This window comes from Deinococcus fonticola, from assembly GCF_004634215.1.
Taxonomy (GTDB): domain Bacteria; phylum Deinococcota; class Deinococci; order Deinococcales; family Deinococcaceae; genus Deinococcus; species Deinococcus fonticola.
Genome location: NZ_SMMH01000017.1, coordinates 29,308 through 44,013 on the forward strand (window position 1 = coordinate 29,308; position 14,706 = coordinate 44,013).

General features: G+C 64.7%; 18 protein-coding genes. 6 read left to right on the top strand and 12 right to left on the bottom strand.

Annotated features, from left to right (window positions below):
• Positions 1-51: 51 nt before the first annotated feature.
• Entirely contained in the window at positions 52-582 is a 531-nt protein-coding gene (locus E5Z01_RS11295) for a hypothetical protein (protein WP_135229456.1), read from the bottom strand.
• Entirely contained in the window at positions 579-1,124 is a 546-nt protein-coding gene (locus tag E5Z01_RS11300; RefSeq protein WP_135229457.1) for a hypothetical protein, read from the bottom strand. Before E5Z01_RS11300 ends, E5Z01_RS11295 begins: the two co-directional genes overlap by 4 nt.
• A 237-nt stretch (positions 1,125-1,361) precedes the next feature.
• On the opposite strand from E5Z01_RS11300, the gene E5Z01_RS11305 reads away from it, so the two are divergent.
• The 6 genes from E5Z01_RS11305 to E5Z01_RS11330 all read left to right on the top strand — a co-directional run bounded on the left by E5Z01_RS11305 (position 1,362) and on the right by E5Z01_RS11330 (position 7,153).
• Positions 1,362-2,930, top strand: coding sequence for an ABC transporter substrate-binding protein (locus tag E5Z01_RS11305; protein WP_135229458.1), 1,569 nt, complete (start codon positions 1,362-1,364; stop codon positions 2,928-2,930).
• Between the two features lie 3 nt (positions 2,931-2,933).
• Positions 2,934-4,727: a M14 family zinc carboxypeptidase gene (locus E5Z01_RS11310; protein WP_135229459.1), complete on the top strand. Its 1,794-nt coding sequence runs from the start codon at positions 2,934-2,936 to the stop codon at positions 4,725-4,727.
• A 72-nt stretch (positions 4,728-4,799) separates the two neighbouring features.
• Positions 4,800-5,252 (top strand): acyl-CoA thioesterase, encoded by a 453-nt coding sequence (locus E5Z01_RS11315; protein ID WP_119765018.1) that lies wholly within the window; start codon positions 4,800-4,802, stop codon positions 5,250-5,252.
• The gene (locus tag E5Z01_RS11320) at positions 5,249-5,881 is read left to right on the top strand and encodes a histidine phosphatase family protein (RefSeq protein WP_135229460.1); all 633 of its coding nucleotides are present in this window, start codon (positions 5,249-5,251) and stop codon (positions 5,879-5,881) included. The genes E5Z01_RS11315 and E5Z01_RS11320 overlap by 4 nt, the downstream gene beginning before the upstream one ends.
• A gap of 100 nt (positions 5,882-5,981) precedes the next feature.
• The gene (locus E5Z01_RS11325; protein WP_135229461.1) at positions 5,982-6,854 is read left to right on the top strand and encodes an SMP-30/gluconolactonase/LRE family protein; all 873 of its coding nucleotides are present in this window, start codon (positions 5,982-5,984) and stop codon (positions 6,852-6,854) included.
• Positions 6,855-6,925: 71 nt separating this feature from the next.
• A complete protein-coding gene (locus E5Z01_RS11330; RefSeq protein ID WP_119765024.1) occupies positions 6,926-7,153 on the top strand; it encodes a hypothetical protein in 228 nt (75 codons plus the stop codon).
• A 50-nt stretch (positions 7,154-7,203) separates the two neighbouring features.
• Here the strand turns inward: E5Z01_RS11330 and E5Z01_RS11335 are convergent, their stop codons facing one another.
• The 10 genes from E5Z01_RS11335 to purS all read right to left on the bottom strand — a co-directional run bounded on the left by E5Z01_RS11335 (position 7,204) and on the right by purS (position 14,665).
• Positions 7,204-7,401 (bottom strand): YwbE family protein, encoded by a 198-nt coding sequence (locus E5Z01_RS11335; protein ID WP_135229462.1) that lies wholly within the window; start codon positions 7,399-7,401, stop codon positions 7,204-7,206.
• 9 nt (positions 7,402-7,410) lie between these two features.
• Positions 7,411-8,028: a class I SAM-dependent methyltransferase gene (locus E5Z01_RS11340; protein ID WP_135229463.1), complete on the bottom strand. Its 618-nt coding sequence runs from the start codon at positions 8,026-8,028 to the stop codon at positions 7,411-7,413.
• Positions 8,028-8,321, bottom strand: coding sequence for an addiction module toxin RelE (locus E5Z01_RS11345; RefSeq protein WP_135229464.1), 294 nt, complete (start codon positions 8,319-8,321; stop codon positions 8,028-8,030). Before E5Z01_RS11345 ends, E5Z01_RS11340 begins: the two co-directional genes overlap by 1 nt.
• A 212-nt stretch (positions 8,322-8,533) precedes the next feature.
• Entirely contained in the window at positions 8,534-9,019 is a 486-nt protein-coding gene (locus tag E5Z01_RS11350; RefSeq protein WP_135229465.1) for a hypothetical protein, read from the bottom strand.
• A 1-nt stretch (position 9,020) separates the two neighbouring features.
• Positions 9,021-10,439, bottom strand: a complete 1,419-nt coding sequence (gene purF / locus E5Z01_RS11355; RefSeq protein WP_119765031.1) for an amidophosphoribosyltransferase — start codon at positions 10,437-10,439, stop codon at positions 9,021-9,023.
• Complete coding sequence (gene purL / locus E5Z01_RS11360) at positions 10,436-12,694, bottom strand: phosphoribosylformylglycinamidine synthase subunit PurL (protein WP_135229466.1); 2,259 nt, start codon at positions 12,692-12,694, stop codon at positions 10,436-10,438. Before purL ends, purF begins: the two co-directional genes overlap by 4 nt.
• A 12-nt stretch (positions 12,695-12,706) precedes the next feature.
• Complete coding sequence (locus tag E5Z01_RS11365; protein ID WP_135229467.1) at positions 12,707-13,417, bottom strand: MOSC domain-containing protein; 711 nt, start codon at positions 13,415-13,417, stop codon at positions 12,707-12,709.
• Positions 13,417-14,076 (bottom strand): phosphoribosylformylglycinamidine synthase subunit PurQ, encoded by a 660-nt coding sequence (gene purQ, locus E5Z01_RS11370; RefSeq protein WP_119765037.1) that lies wholly within the window; start codon positions 14,074-14,076, stop codon positions 13,417-13,419. Before purQ ends, E5Z01_RS11365 begins: the two co-directional genes overlap by 1 nt.
• Positions 14,073-14,414 carry a cupin domain-containing protein gene (locus tag E5Z01_RS11375; RefSeq protein WP_167757882.1) on the bottom strand — a complete coding sequence of 114 codons (342 nt, stop codon included), beginning with the start codon at positions 14,412-14,414 and terminating at the stop codon, positions 14,073-14,075. The genes purQ and E5Z01_RS11375 overlap by 4 nt, the downstream gene beginning before the upstream one ends.
• The gene (gene purS / locus E5Z01_RS11380) at positions 14,411-14,665 is read right to left on the bottom strand and encodes a phosphoribosylformylglycinamidine synthase subunit PurS (protein WP_135229469.1); all 255 of its coding nucleotides are present in this window, start codon (positions 14,663-14,665) and stop codon (positions 14,411-14,413) included. Before purS ends, E5Z01_RS11375 begins: the two co-directional genes overlap by 4 nt.
• Positions 14,666-14,706 lie beyond the last annotated feature (41 nt).

The following is a 14,706-nucleotide window of genomic DNA, read 5'->3' on the forward strand; positions in this document are numbered from 1 at the left end:
TCAATCGGGATCAGAACCCCATTTTTCCGATTGAGGAGCGGCTCCCTGTGGTCACCGCGTGTACACCTTGAACCGCGCCGCCACGTCAAACGTCTTGCAGGCGTCCTCGCCCTGGTACACGGGGGCGACGCACACCGTAATTTTTCCCCCGGTGCTGACGGTGTCCGGCGTGTTCTGCCCGGCGGTGTCGCTGAGTTTGCCCAGTTTGCCGGTCAGTTCAATGGCCTCGTACCCGCGTGAGCTGAGGGCGCGGTGCATCGGGTCGGGGCCGGGGTTGACCAGGGGCGTCAGGGGTTGCCATTTACCTTCGCCCTTGTTGTTCTTGCTGTGCAGGCTGGCGCTGACGCGCGGAATGACGTAGAAGGTGCGCACTCCGGGCCAGCGTTGGCGCAGGGCCAGCGGCATTTTCAGGGTGCAGGTGGGGTAGGTCTCGTCGAGCAGCAGGAAGTTCTCGCGCTGCGACTTAAAATACGTGTCGGTGCAGGTGAAGCTGACCTTCTCACGCGGGATCAGGATGGTGGCGGGGGCCTGCGCAAGGGCTGGAGCGAGGCTCAGGGTGGCGAGGAAAAGCGCGTACTTCATGGTTCCTCCTGGAGAGGTTCGGCGTTCACGGTGTCCGTCGCCGCCGTGTAGGTGCACGAGAAGTCGAGGTGCGTGCCGTCGGGGCGCGCGGCCCAGCCGTCCCAGCGTTTGCCGTCGGGGCTGGGCGTGAATTGGCCCTGGGCTTCGCGCGGGGTGGGAAAACGCAGGTCGGGTTCGCGGGCGTAGGTCTGCTGGGAAACTTCGCCCCGGCAGCGTTCCATCAGGCGGCTGTCGCTGATGCCGCCCCAGGTGTTGTCGGTGACGGGTGGCGGTTGCGGCACCACCAGGAGGTAAAGCACGCCGGCCAGCAGCGGCAGCGTGGGCAGCAGCCAGCGCCAGGGCCACCAGGCCGGGCGGGGCTTCAGGGCCGCGCGGACTTCCTGGCGGTAGGCCAGGGCGGCCTGTTCCCGCTGCTGCCGGGCCAGCTGTTCCTGCTGCGCCTGCGCGTGGGCCAGCTCCTCGGCCTCGATGCGCCGGCGCTGTGCTTCGCTAAGTTGGGCCTCGCTAAGTTGGGCTTCGCTGAGCTGGGCCGGGGAGGGCATACTCCAGAGAGTAGAAGACTCTACAGAGTACGGTCATCATTCCAAAGTGGCAGATAAGGGCAGGCAGATGGGGAGGGCAGACAGGGGCGCGCAGACAGGTGCTGACCGCCCAGGGCCGCGGTGTGCCAGACTGCATAGGTCAACCTTAAACGTTCTTCCCGGCAGGGCCCCGCTGCGCCTGCCTTGTCCCTGACTGTTCAGGCGCGTGGCCCCGCCGCGCTTTCCGGAGGTTCCCCTATGACCCTTTATAAAACCCTGTTTCTGACGGCCACCCTTCTCGCCAGCGGCGCGGCAGCGGCGGTCACGCTGGTGTACGGCGCGGGCGGCGACCCGGTTTCGCTGGAAAGCGGCAACATCAACGACACGAACTCCGCCATCGTGCAAAACCAGATTTACGACACCCTCACCAAGGTGAAGCCCGGCACGCTGAATGTCGTACCCGGCCTGGCGAGCAGCTGGGTGGGGAATTCGGACCGCACGGTGTGGACGTTCAACCTGCGCCGGGGCGTGAAATTCCATGACGGCACGCCGTTCAACGCCGACGCCGTGGTGTACAACGTGAACCGCTGGTGGGATCCCGCCGCGCCCGAGGGCTTCCGCAACCAGAAAGCCTGGGAAAGCTGGAAGCTGGTCTTCGGTGACCCGAAAGGGGGCAGCAGCATCCTGAAAAGCGTGCGCAAGAACGGCGAGTTCCAGGTGATTTTCACGCTGTCGCGCGCGCTGGCGAACTTCCCCGAGATGATCGGCTCCAACTTCTTCGGCATCGCCAGCCCCGCCGCCGTGAAAAAGGCCGGGGCCAACTACGGCACGCCCGCCGGGGGCGCGGTCGGCACCGGGCCGTTCAAGTTCGGGTCGTGGGTGACGGGCCAGCAGGTGAACCTGAGCGCCAATACGGCGTACTGGGGCAGCAAACCGAAGGTGGACAGCCTGATCCTGCGTTCCATCAAAGACCCCACGGCGCGCCTCAATGAACTGAAGACCGGAACGGTGGATTTTGCCTGCGACCTCAACCCCGACAGCCTCAAGGCCGTGCGGGCCGACAAGAATCTGGTGGCGGTGCTGCGCCCCAGTTTCAACGTGGGCTTCCTGAGCCTGAACACCCGCACGGAGCAACTGAAGAACGTCAAAGTCAGACAGGCCATTCGCCTGGCCATGAACCGCAAGGCCATTGCCGACGCCTTCTGGGGTGACCTGGGCATCAGCGACGACAGCCTGGTGCCGCCGCCGCTGGCCTGGGCGAACAGCAAGAAGGTGGCCTTCAACGACATGAACGTGGCCGCCGCGAAGAAATTGCTGGCGGAAGCGGGCTACCCCAACGGCTTTTCGATAGACCTGTGGTACATGCCCGTGTCGCGCCCGTACTTCCCCACGCCCAAACCCATCGCCGAGGCGATGGCCGCCGACCTGGCCGCCGTGGGCATCAAGGCCACCCTGAAAACCGAGGACTGGGCCAAGTACCTCGACGACCGCAACAAGGCCCCCGGCTTCGACATGTACATGATCGGCTGGACCGGCCAGTACGGCGTGCCCGGCAACTTCTACGACTCGTTCTACGGCCCCGGCGGCGTGCTGGACACGGGCTTCGACAACGCGCAGATTCAGGACCTGCTGAGCAGGGCCGCCTCGGCCAAGAGCAAGGGCCAGCAGGCCGCGCTGTACGGGCAGGTGCACGAGTTGACCACCAACGCCGCCGTGCGCATTCCCATCATCCACTCGCGCCCGCTGTGCGCCGCCCGCGCCTCCCTGAGCGGCTGGACGCCCAACCCGTCGAACAGCGAGCAGTTCAACGTGATCGGCAAGAAGTAAAGTGTGAAGCCTGAGGCAGGTGGGCTGGCCGCAGACCTGAAGGGCTGGTCGTGGCGCGGGCCGACCGACCAGGCCCGCGTTCAGGCCCTGCTGAGCGCCCAGGGGGTGACAGACCCGCGCCAGCTCGAGGTATGGGTGTCGCTGGGTCGCCGGGGCCGCGCGGCGCTGCAAACCGCGTTGCAGGAGCGTTTTCCCGACAGCGTGGTGCACGTCATGAGCTGTCACAAGCCGCTGGTGTGCGCCCTGCGGCCGCGTCTGGAGGCGTGGCAGGCTCAGCCGCCGCGGCACCTGCACCTGCATTACCCGGTGCTGACCGACGCGCACCCGGAACGCTTCCTGCTGGAAGCCTACCCGCTGGCCGGCTGGGCCGCGCAACTCGGCAGCCGTTTCACAGCCGAACCCAGGCTGGATACGCTGCCCGAGGACGTGCTGCCCGAGTACCTGCTAGAGGTGGACGGGGAGGTGCTGCGGGTGTCGGTGCCGCTGCGGCAGGCCCGGGCTGTGACGGGCGAAGCCATTCAGCGCATGACCGGCAGAATCCGGGTGGACGGCACGCTGACCCTGGACTTTCCCACTGCTTTCGAGGCCCTGTGGGACGCTTACCACGCCTGGCTGGAGGCGCAGGTGTGGCCGGACACCGCCCCGTTTTTCGACGTGCTGCGCGTCACTGCCCGTCTGCCGGCCGAGCGCGAGGAACTGGCCTACGATCACGAGGCCCTCGACCTGACTGAAGTCCTGGCCGAGGAGCTGTACTTCGGCACCCAGGAGTTTTTTCAGCGGCGGGCAGGCGTAGAGACTGGGTCGCGCACGTTGCAGATGGGCCAGATTATCCCGCTGGTGCAGCTCAGCACGCAGGAAGTCGAGTTGGAAGTTCATTCAGGTTCGGCAGCCGTGCCTGCTCCGGAGCAGGCAACAGTGCGGCTGCCCGACCTTCAGCGGTTGGATCGCCCACCGACGCCGGCGGAAGCGCAGCACTGGCTGGGTACCTTCCCAGGAGGAACTGTAGCCGCCCGCAGTGTCCAGGGGCGTCCGGTATGGTCATTTGGCGCGGGGCGGGGTGGGCTGCTGGTCACGGGCGGGCAGCACGCCAACGAGAGCACGGGGGTGGTGGCGGCGTTGCGGGCCGTACGGGAGCTGGCCGTACAGGAACGGGCGGTGTCGCCAGATGCCGTGCCGCTCACGGTCATTCCGCTGGAAAACCCGGACGGGTACGCCCTCTTCGACTGGCTTTGCCGCGAGCAGCACCCGGCGCACATGCACCACGCCGCCCGGTATACCGCCCTGGGTGACGACTTGGAGTACCGCCCACATCCCCACCACGAACGGGCGGGGCGGGCGGCAGCGCTGGCCGGGGAACCGCGTCTGCACGTCAATTTGCACGGCTACCCCGCACACGAGTGGGCGCGACCCCTGGCCGGGTACGTGCCGCGCGGCTTCGAGGCCTGGACGCTGCCCAAGGGCTTTTGCCTGATTTTCCGTCACCGACCTGGTGAGGAGGCGCGGGCCGGGGCGCTGGCGAGCTTCATCACGGGGGAACTGGCCCGGCAGCCCGACCTGATGGCCCTGAACGCCCGGCAACTCGCCGTGTACGAGGCGCACACCAGCCTGCGCCCCTACCGCGTGATTCACAGCACGCCCTGCCTGTTCACGGCGCACGACACACTCGATGGCCCACTGGTGCTGCTCACCGAGTACCCGGACGAAACCGTGACTGGCCCGGCGTTCCTGCTGGGTCAGCGGGCGCAGTTCGCGGTGATTCAGGCGGCGCTGGCGTGGCTTGAACGCTCCAGCGGCTAGCCTGGCCCTTCCTGCCAGGCCCTCCCGTCTGGCCCTCCTGTCTGGCCGGGGCGCGGCATACTGCGGGGCGACATGACCGAGAAACGCGCCCCCGCCCCCACCACGCCTGCCCCCAGAAGTCGCGCCCGCATGCTGGAACTGGTGTTTCCCAGCGACACCAATTACCTGGGCACGGCCTTCGGCGGCTGGGTGCTGTCGCTGATGGACAAGGCCGCCAGCGTCGCGGCGGTGCGGCACTCCGGCGCCAATGTCGTGACCGCCCGCATGGACGCCGTGGACTTCCACGTGCCCATTCGCGTGGGCGAAGCGGTGGCGCTGGACGCCCGCGTAATCAAGGTGGGGCGCACCAGCATGACCGTGCAGGTGGACGTGTACCGCGAGAACATGAAGTCCGGCGAGCAGCAACTCGCCACCAACGGCCTGTTCGTGTTCGTGGCGGTGGACGAGCAGGGCCAGCCCCGCCCCGTGCCACCCCTGCAAGAAGGCGACGGTGAGGTGAGCACCGATCCGGAAGCCCGCCCATGAGTGGTGGCCCTGTAGCTGACCACAGGGATAGTGCTAACGGGACGCTGCACCTGACCCTGGTGCGCCACGGCACCACCGCCTGGAACGAGGGTGGACGCTGGCAGGGCCTCACCGACAATCCGCTGGGGCCGCAGGGCGAAGCGCAGGCGCTGGCGCTGCGGGAAAGGCTGGCCGGGCAGACCTTTGACGCGGTGTGGAGCAGCGACCTGCAACGGGCCGTGCAAACCGCCGAGCTGGCCCTGCCCGGCCAGCCCCTGCGCCTCGACCCGAGGCTACGCGAGTACCACTTCGGGGACTTCGAGGGCTTCACCGTGCCGCAGATGCAGGGGCACGCGGGCTTCGTGCACTGGCAGGCCGACCCCTGGCTGCACCCGGCTCCCGGAGGCGAAAGCCTGCGCGGCGTAGCCCGCAGGATGCGCGCCTGGGCCGACAAACTCCCAGATGGGCGCGTCATCGCCTTCAGTCACTCGGTGGCCATTCGCACCCTGCTGGTCGACCTGTTCGCCACGCCGCTGGAAACGCAGGAAAATTACCCCATACCGTACCGGGAACGCCTGAAGAACGGGCAACTGGTGACCCTGCACCGCGAAAAGGGCGAGTGGACGCGAGAAGCCATGGGGGATTCGTAGGCGCAGGAAAGGCTGCAGAAGCGCCCGCCTAAAGCTTTCGCCTCTCTGTTTGCGCCCACCGCTCACCACCCACCCCGCCCCGCCAGGGCAGCATGAACGCATGACCCTGCAAGCCACCCGGCCTGAATTCCTCGATCTGTTCCCACCGGGGGCCACCCCCGAGCAACTGGCGGACGGGTTCACCTGGACGGAAGGCCCGGTGTACCTGCCAGACCGTCAGGCCGTGATTTTCAGCGACGTGCGCACCAACAAGACCTGGCGCTACACCGACGCCGGGCAGTTAGAGGTGGAGGCCGACCCCAGCGACCACCAGAACGGCCACTGCCTGGACGTGGCGGGCCGGTTGGTGGCCTGCTCGCACGGGTTACGCGCCCTGGTGCGCCAGGACGAGCCCGGCGGCCCGTGGACGACCCTGGCCGACCGCTTCGAGGGCCAGAAACTGAACAGCCCCAACGATGTCTGCCGGCACCCGGACGGCAGCCTGTGGTTTTCGGACCCCACCTACGGCATCGACAAACCCGAGGAAGGGTACGGCGGCCGCATGGAACTGCCGGGCCGCTGGGTGTTTCGCCTTGCGCCGGACGGTACCCTGAGCGCCCCCATCCGTGACCGCAGCAAGCCCAACGGCCTGGCCTTTCAGGACGCGCAGACATTGCTGCTGGCCGATACGGGCGACGGCCAGGTGTACCGTTACGCAGTCGAACCGGACGGCCGCGCCGGGTGCCAGGGCGTTCACTTCCGCGTAACGCCCGGCAAGACGGACGGCCTGCGGATCGACGAGGCGGGCCGCATCTGGAGCAGTGCCGGGGACGGCGTTCACGTCCTGACGCCCGACGGGAAAACCGAACTGGGGCGTATTCCCACGCCGCAGACGTGCAGCAACCTGTGCTTCGGCGGCCCCACCGGCCAGATGCTGTACATGACCGTCAGTACGGGGTTCTGGCGCATACAGACGAACGTGCGCGGCCTGTGAGTTGCCTGAACCTCAAGACTTTCCTTACTGCAAATGCGCCTTTCGTTACACTAGGCCGTTAAGATGCACGCATGAAGATTCTCTCCCGCATCCTCGTGCTGCTGGGCATCATCGTGGTCATCGCCTCGGCCATTTTGCTGGGCAAGGATGTCATCGACATCAACCAGCTCCACGCCGTGGCAAACGCCAACCGCAGCAGCAGTTTTCCCAGTCCCCTCAACAACGTGCTGATCACCTACGCCCTGTCGGTGGTCGGCGCTTTCCTGACCGGCCTGGGCCTCAGCATGCCCAAACGCTGAGAAAGGGCCTCCTGCTGCCGCCTGCCCCTCCTGGTGAGGGGTTTTTTCGTTCAGGCCGGCGAAAGCACCGCCTGCACGCGTCCTACCTGTCCAGTGGTCAACTTCACCTTGATGCCGTGCGGGTGCGAAGGCGAGCGCGTGAGGAGCTGCGCCACCACGCCGCGCGTCAGTTTCCCGCTGGGCTGATCCTGCTTTTGCACGATGTCTACGGTTAGGCCAGGGCGAATCTCGGAACGCAGGAGCGGCATGACGTCAGATTACGACCTGACCAGCGCCATGAACTGTACCCGGCCGACCCGGAAGGCGTGAACAAGCGTGCAGCGCGGCAGGTGCCGCTCCACCCAGGAGGGGTCAGGGAAGAACAGCCCACCCAGCCGGGAAAGGCCCCGCTGGCCCAGCCCGCCCGTTGCCGGCACGAACATCAACCACAGGTGGCCGCCTGGTTTCAGCACCCGTTCCAGCTGGTGCAGAAACACGTCCGGGTGGGCCGTTTCATTCAAGGTCGCGCCCACCTTCACGCCATCGAAAGAGCCGTCCGGCCAGCCGTTTTGCTCTATATTCACGCGCTCCCACGCGATCAGGGGAGCCCTCTCGCGCTGCGCCGCCACGCGCAACATCGTTGTGCTCAGATCCGCCGCCGTGACCCGGCACCCCGCCCGTGCCAGCACGCCCGCGTAAAAGCCCGCACTGGTGCCGGCATCCAGCCAGTGCTGCTCCGCCTGTGGAGCGCAGATCGCCTGAAAAAGACAGGCTTCGCGCGTCAGACTGAACGGCTCACCGGACAGCAGCGACAGGGAGTGGGCACGCCACCACGCGTACCCCCAGGCCGTCACCGGCAGAAAATTGCTGCGTTGTGCCGGCGTCAGGTCAGGCATCAGTCCTTCAGGGCGGCCATCAGTTCCGCCTTGCTCATGTGGCTGCGCCCGGCCATTCCCCGCTCCCTGGCGCGGTTGTACAGTTCATCGCGCGTCAACTCGCCCAGGGGTTTATCCGGGTTGCCGGTGCCCATGCTGCGTTTGTTCGGCGTGCGGCCCTCCTCACGGCGGTGCTTGTTCACCGTGCGGGAGGCAATTCCCCCGGCTTCCTCCGCGCTTTTCCCGGCGGCCAGTTCACTTTCCCTGACATGTTGGTACTGGCGTTCATCCTTGTTACTCCACGTTCTGGGCATCACGTACCTCCACGCTCCAGCGTAGGCGCCTGCCTGCCCACGCCGCTGAGAGAACCGCCCACGACGTTAATCCTGTCCCTACCGTGTCAATTCAGGGAGCTCTGGTCGCGCCCGCTCGCCACACACTTCTCCGTGAAGGTACTGGGGCTGACGCTCTGGTGTGATCAAGGAACCTGCTACAACTACGAAGTCACAGGCAGCGGAGCTAGTTGTCAAAAAAACTGACTGGCCATACGGAGAAATTCCGTCTTGATCCTTTCATCTCTCAGAAGCCGGAGGCCAAAGCCGAAACTCCCATTCTGTTTTTTGAAGTCGGCAAACCAGGGTAAGTCGTTAAGGAGGAATTCGTCTCCAAATTCTACACCTTCACCTTCAAGCAGGTAGTCAAATTTTTTCTTGTTACCAACAAAATACCCTTCGAGTCTTTCGGCCTTACTGGTGGGGCGGAAAACTTCACGCAGATAATATTTTCTTCTACTTCCCACTTTCCGCCCTTCAATAACCCAGATAAATCCATTTCTTGAAGAATCCGACCAACAAGAAACATCATCCGCTTCTTTGGCATTAGAGGTTACGAGCGTAAAAGACTCAGCTTGATCGAAAGAATATTCCATCGTGTCTTTCGTATGGTAACCCAGGTAATGCTCAACAGGTTTTTTTGCCAAGTCATCCAGTGTAAATGGCGAATCTTTCGTCATTTCAGACCTCTAACGCCAGCTTATCCACGTCGTTCAGGAGTGGCGTGCCGGCGGGGTAATCCCCGGTAAAACACGCGGAGCAGATGCCGGGGCCGCCGATGGCCTGCCGGAGGCCCTGCTCACTGATGAACGCCAGCGTGTCCGCATTGATGAGGTCGCGGATTTCCTCGATGCTGTGCGTACTGGCCACCAGTTCCTTGCGGGCGGCCGTGTCGATGCCGTAGAAGCACGGGTGCGTGATGGGCGGGCTGCTGACGCGGAAGTGAACTTCGGTGGCGCCGGCTTCGCGCAGCAGGTTCACGATCTGGCGGCTGGTGGTGCCGCGCACGATGCTGTCGTCGATCAGCACGACCCGCTTTCCCTTCACGGCGCTGGTGGGGGAGAGCTTCATTTTGACCTTCAGCTCGCGCGCTTCCTGCGTGGGGGCAATGAAGGTGCGGCCCGCGTAGGGGTTCTTGTACAGGCCGTAATCGAAGGGAATGCCGCTTTCGCGGGCGTAGCCGATGGCGGCGCCGATGCCACTGTCGGGCACGGGAACGACGACATCGGCGTCCACGGGTTTCTCGCGGGCGAGTTGCATGCCCATACGAATGCGGCTCTCGTGCGTGTCCACGCCGTCCAGGCGGCTGTCGCTGCGGGCGAAGTAAATCCATTCGAAACTGCATGGGGTGGGCTGGCGGGCGTCCACCATCAGGCTGTGCAGGCCGGTGCGGTCGAACCACACCAGTTCCCCCGGTTGCACGTCCCGAATCAGCCGCGCCCCCACGGCATACAGGGCACACGGTTCGGAGGCCAGTACCCACGCGTCGTCGCCGCGCTGACCGATCACCAGGGGACGCACACCGTGCGGGTCACGGAACCCGATCAGTTGCGTGCGGCTCATGAGGACGCAGGCGTACCCGCCTTTCAACCGCTTCATGGCGGCGGCCGTGGCCTCCACCAGATCCAGGCGACTTTCCCGCGCAATCAGGTTCAGCATCACTTCGCTGTCGTTCGTGGTGGCGAACAGGGCACCTTCGTTCAGCATTTCTGCCCGAACCTCCAGCGCGTTCACGAAATTGCCGTTGTGGGCCAGGCCCAGAATGCCCTTATTCGTGCGCGTCGTCAGCGGCTGCGCGTTGAAACGCAGGTTGGAACCCGTGGTGCTGTAGCGCACGTGCCCAATACTGACCCGCGCATTCGCCAGGCGCACACTGTCCAGGCGGCGCTCGTCGAACACCTGGGTCACCAGGCCCAGATCCTTCTCCACGTGGAACTTCTCACCGTCCGACACGCACATGCCCGCCGCTTCCTGCCCACGGTGCTGCAATGCAAAGAGCCCCATGTATGTGAGCCACGCCAGATCGTTGGGCGGCGCGGAGTACATGCCAAAGACACCGCACTCGTCCTGCGGCTTATCGGTGGCCGGGTCGAAAATCATTCCAGAATTCCTTTCAGCGGCTCTTCCCAGGCTTTTTTCAGCGTTTCGAGGTTCACGCTCAAGTGTACGTGCTGACCGGGCAGGGCAATAGTGACGTTGTGCGGCTCATCGAAGCTCTCGCCGAGGATGGTGTGGGGGACGTTCAGGTCGTTCAGAATGGCGGCGGCCTTCGTGATTTGCGCGTCCTGCACGGCAACGATAATTCGGCTGTGCGCTTCACCGAACAGCAGGGCGTCGGCGCGGGTGCTCTCTGGGGCCTCAAGGGTGACTTTCAGGCCGCGTCCGCCCGCGATGGCCATTTCGGCCAGGGCCACAGCCAGCCCGCCTTCGGCGCAGTCGTGCGCGGTGGTGGTCACGCCCGCCTGGATCAGGGCAATCGTGGCACTCAGCACCTGCTGCTCCAGGTTCAGGTCAAGTGCAGGCACCTGCCCGGCTTCGAGGTGGTGCACGGTTTCCAGGTACTGGCTGGCCCCGATGCTGTCGGCGTGGTTTCCCAGCAGGATCAGGGTGTGCTTACCGGCTTTCAGGTCCAGGCTGGCGCGGCGTTCCACATTCGGCAACACGCCCACCATGCCAATCGTGGGGGTGGGGTGAATGGCGACGGTGCGCTGCCCCCCATCAGATGCAGCCTCGACGTACTGGTTGTAAAGGCTGACATTCCCCCCGGTGACGGGCGTGTTCAGCGTCTTGCAGGCGTCCGCGATGCCATGAACGGCCTGTTGCAGCTGGTAGTACACGTCCAGGCGGTGCGGGTTGCCGAAGTTCAGGTTGTCGGTGATCGCCAGCGGGGTCGCGCCCACGCAGGCGAGGTTGCGGGCCGCCTCGGCCACGGCGGCGGCGGCCCCGGTGTACGGGTCGAGGTACACGAAGCGCGGGTTGCAGTCGCTGGTGGCGGCCACGCCCATCTCGGAGCCTTTCACGCGCATCACGGCAGCGTCGGCGGCGCCGGGCACCACCACCGTGTTGGTCATCACCTGATGGTCGTAGCGCTCGAAAATCGGGCGTTTGCTGGCAATGGTCGGGTGGCTCAGCAGATCAACGAGCACGGCCCCCAGGTCAGCCGGAACCGCCACGCCACTCAAGTCCATCTCGCGTTTGGCCCTGATTTCCTCGGACTCCACGCCCTCGCGGGTGTATTTGGGTGCTTCGTTCAAGAGGGCCACCGGCAGGTCACACACCACCTCGCCCTTCCACGTCAGGCGATAATTGTTGTGCTCCTCCACCTGGCCAATCGTGACCACGTCCAGTTCCCACTTCGCCAGCAGGTCGTGCAGTTCCTGCTCCAGGCCCGGCACCGGCACCAGAATCATGCGCTCCTGCGACTCGGACAGGCAGAGCTCCATGGGCACCATGCCTTCCTCGCGGGTCGGCACCTTGTCCAGGTTCATGGTGATGCCCAGTTCGGCGCGGTATGCCATCTCGCAGGTGCTGCTGACCAGCCCGGCGGCGCCCATGTCCTGCACGCCCGCCACCAGTCCCGCCTGAATGGCTTCCAGCGTGGCTTCCAGCAGCAGCTTTTCCATGAACGGGTCACCGACCTGCACCGCCGGACGATCGGCCTGCGAGGCGTCACTCAGGTCAGCGGACGCGAACACCGCTCCGCCCAGACCGTCGCGCCCGGTCTTGCTGCCCACGTACACGATCTGGTTGCCCACCGCGCCCATCGTTCCTTTCGCCAGATCCTCGTGGCGCATGATGCCCAGCGCCATCACGTTGACCAGCGGGTTTTCCTGATAGCTGGGGTGGAAGGTGACCTCGCCGCCCACCGTGGGCACGCCAATGGCGTTGCCGTAATGAGCGATACCGTCCACCACGCCGTTCACCAGAAACTTCGTGCGTGGGCTGTCCGGGTTACCGAAACGTAAGCTGTCCAGCACCGCGAAGGGCCGCGCCCCCATGGCGAAGATGTCGCGCAGAATGCCGCCCACGCCGGTCGCCGCGCCCTGCACCGGTTCAACGGCACTCGGGTGATTATGGCTTTCCATCTTGAACGCCACGCCCCAGCCGTCGCCGATGTCCACCACACCAGCGTTTTCGCCGGGGCCTTGCAGCACCTGCGGGCCCGTGGTGGGGAAATGGCGGAACAGCGGGCGGCTGTTCTTGTAGCCGCAGTGCTCGGACCACATCGCGCCGATGATGGCGGCTTCCAGCGCGTTGGGCTCGCGGCCCATCTGCTGCGCGGCCAGGTCGAATTCTTCTACGGTCAGGCCGAAGGTGCCGGCACGGTCACGAAGGGATTGGGTCGATTGGGTCATAAGCGTTGCTCCTTAAATAAGTTGGGCGGTGTCGCCCAGCCTGATCTGGCCCGTTCGAATCACTCTGGCAAAGGCGCCAAAGCAGACTTCCGGGTTGATTTTTGAAATGGTCTTCAGCACGTGGTTATCCTCGCCCAGATCGTGCTGGGCCATGTTCACCATGACGCAGCGCGGCATCAGATAGGCGACTTCCAGCACCAGCGAAGCCCCGATGCTCAGGCGTTGGCCCAGCCAGTCGGCCTCCAGGTGCCTGGGCTGCGTTCCCGTGTCCAGCACGATGTTCGGACGGAAGCGCCGCACATCCACGTCTGACCCGTGCTTGTCGCGCAGGAGCAACAGCGCAGAAGTCGTGATGAAGTGAATGGCCCCCTCGTCGAAGTGAGAGATGCCGCGTTCAGGCGTGACCGAAACGGTTTTGCCCGTATGTTCGCTCAGGATGGTGGCGGCCTCATCGGAAGTGGCATCCAGTTCCGTTCTGTCAGGAAGCACCAGTACGGGCGTCTCCCTACGGGAGAAGGCGCGGAAATGCAGCAGGCCATTCATTTGCCTGAATCGGCGCGTGCTTTTGCCCGAGCCAAATTTGCCATTCTCGTCTTCCACCGCCCAGAAACGGTCCCCCGTCAGACCACGCCCTGTCACTTCAGAGTGCGTGATTATTTCCCCACCAAGCGACTTGATGGGGTAGCGGAACAGTTCCTTGAGGTGGCCAACGGGTTCAGGCATTATTTCCCAGTTAAACTCTGGAACACGCCACGGCCGTCTTCGCTGCCCAGCAGGAGTTCCACGGCGCGTTCGGGGTGAGGCATCATGCCCAGCACGTTGCCGCGCTCGTTCACGATTCCGGCGATGTCGTTGAGGCTGCCGTTGGGGTTGTCGGTGTAGCGGAACACCACGCGGCCCTGTTCCTCGAGTTCGGCAATGGTGGCGGCGTCGGCGTAGTAGTTGCCCTCACCGTGGGCAATGGGAATTTCCAGTGTTTGCCCTTCGGTGTAGGCGCGGCTGAAGTTGGTTTTATTGTTCTCGACGCGCAGGTGCACGGGTTTGCACATGAAGTGCAGGTCTTTGTTGCGCGAGAGGGCGCCGGGCAGCAGGCCACTTTCGGTCAGCACCTGAAAGCCGTTGCACACACCCAGTACGTACCCACCCGCCTCGGCGTGGGCCTTCACGGCAGTCATGATCGGGCTGCGGGCCGCAATCGCGCCGCTGCGGAGGTGGTCGCCGTAGCTGAAGCCGCCGGGGAGGAACACCAGTTCGGTGCCTTCGGGCAAAGCGGTTTCGGTGTGCCACACGAACGTGGCGTCTTTGTCCAGCAGAAGACGGGCGGCGTGCAGGGCGTCCGCGTCGCAGTTGCTGCCGGGAAATTGAATGACTGCGGTTTTCATTTCAGTTCCTCTAGAAAGATCGTTTCGCGGTTCTTCACGCCGAAACTCAGGTTGACGGTTCTGTCCTCTTCACCACGCGAACGGTGCTTGACTCCGGCGGGAACGGTGTATACCTGACCGGGCCGCAGGGTCACTTCGCCTTTTCCGTCGACATCCAGCACCAGTTTCCCTTCCAGAACAGCAAACGTTTCATCACTGTCCGGGTGGACGTGCCAGGGGTACTGCCCCTGGAAGACACTGACGTTCACCGCGTGGTTGTTCGTCTGGGCCAGTTCCTCATTCAGGTAAGCCTGACCGGCAGCGCGGCGCACCGTGTCGTGCCAGTCGGCCTGGGTCACTTTTCTTCCTCTAGCTCCCAGCGGGCGTCTTCCATGATGGGGTTGCTCAGGACGTTCTCGGTGATGTCCCTGAGTTGCGCCTCCACGTCGGCTTTCTCGCCGCTGAGCGAGAGTTCGATGTACTTGCCGATGCGAACGCTGCCCACATTCTTGTGGTCAAGGTGCGACAGGGCGCGTTCCACCGTGCGGCCCTGCGGGTCGAGGATGGAAGGCTTGAGGGTGACGTAAATTTTCGCGTTGTACTTGGGCATGGATTCACTCCGTGAGTGCAGGGGCAGGGCCGCTTATGGCG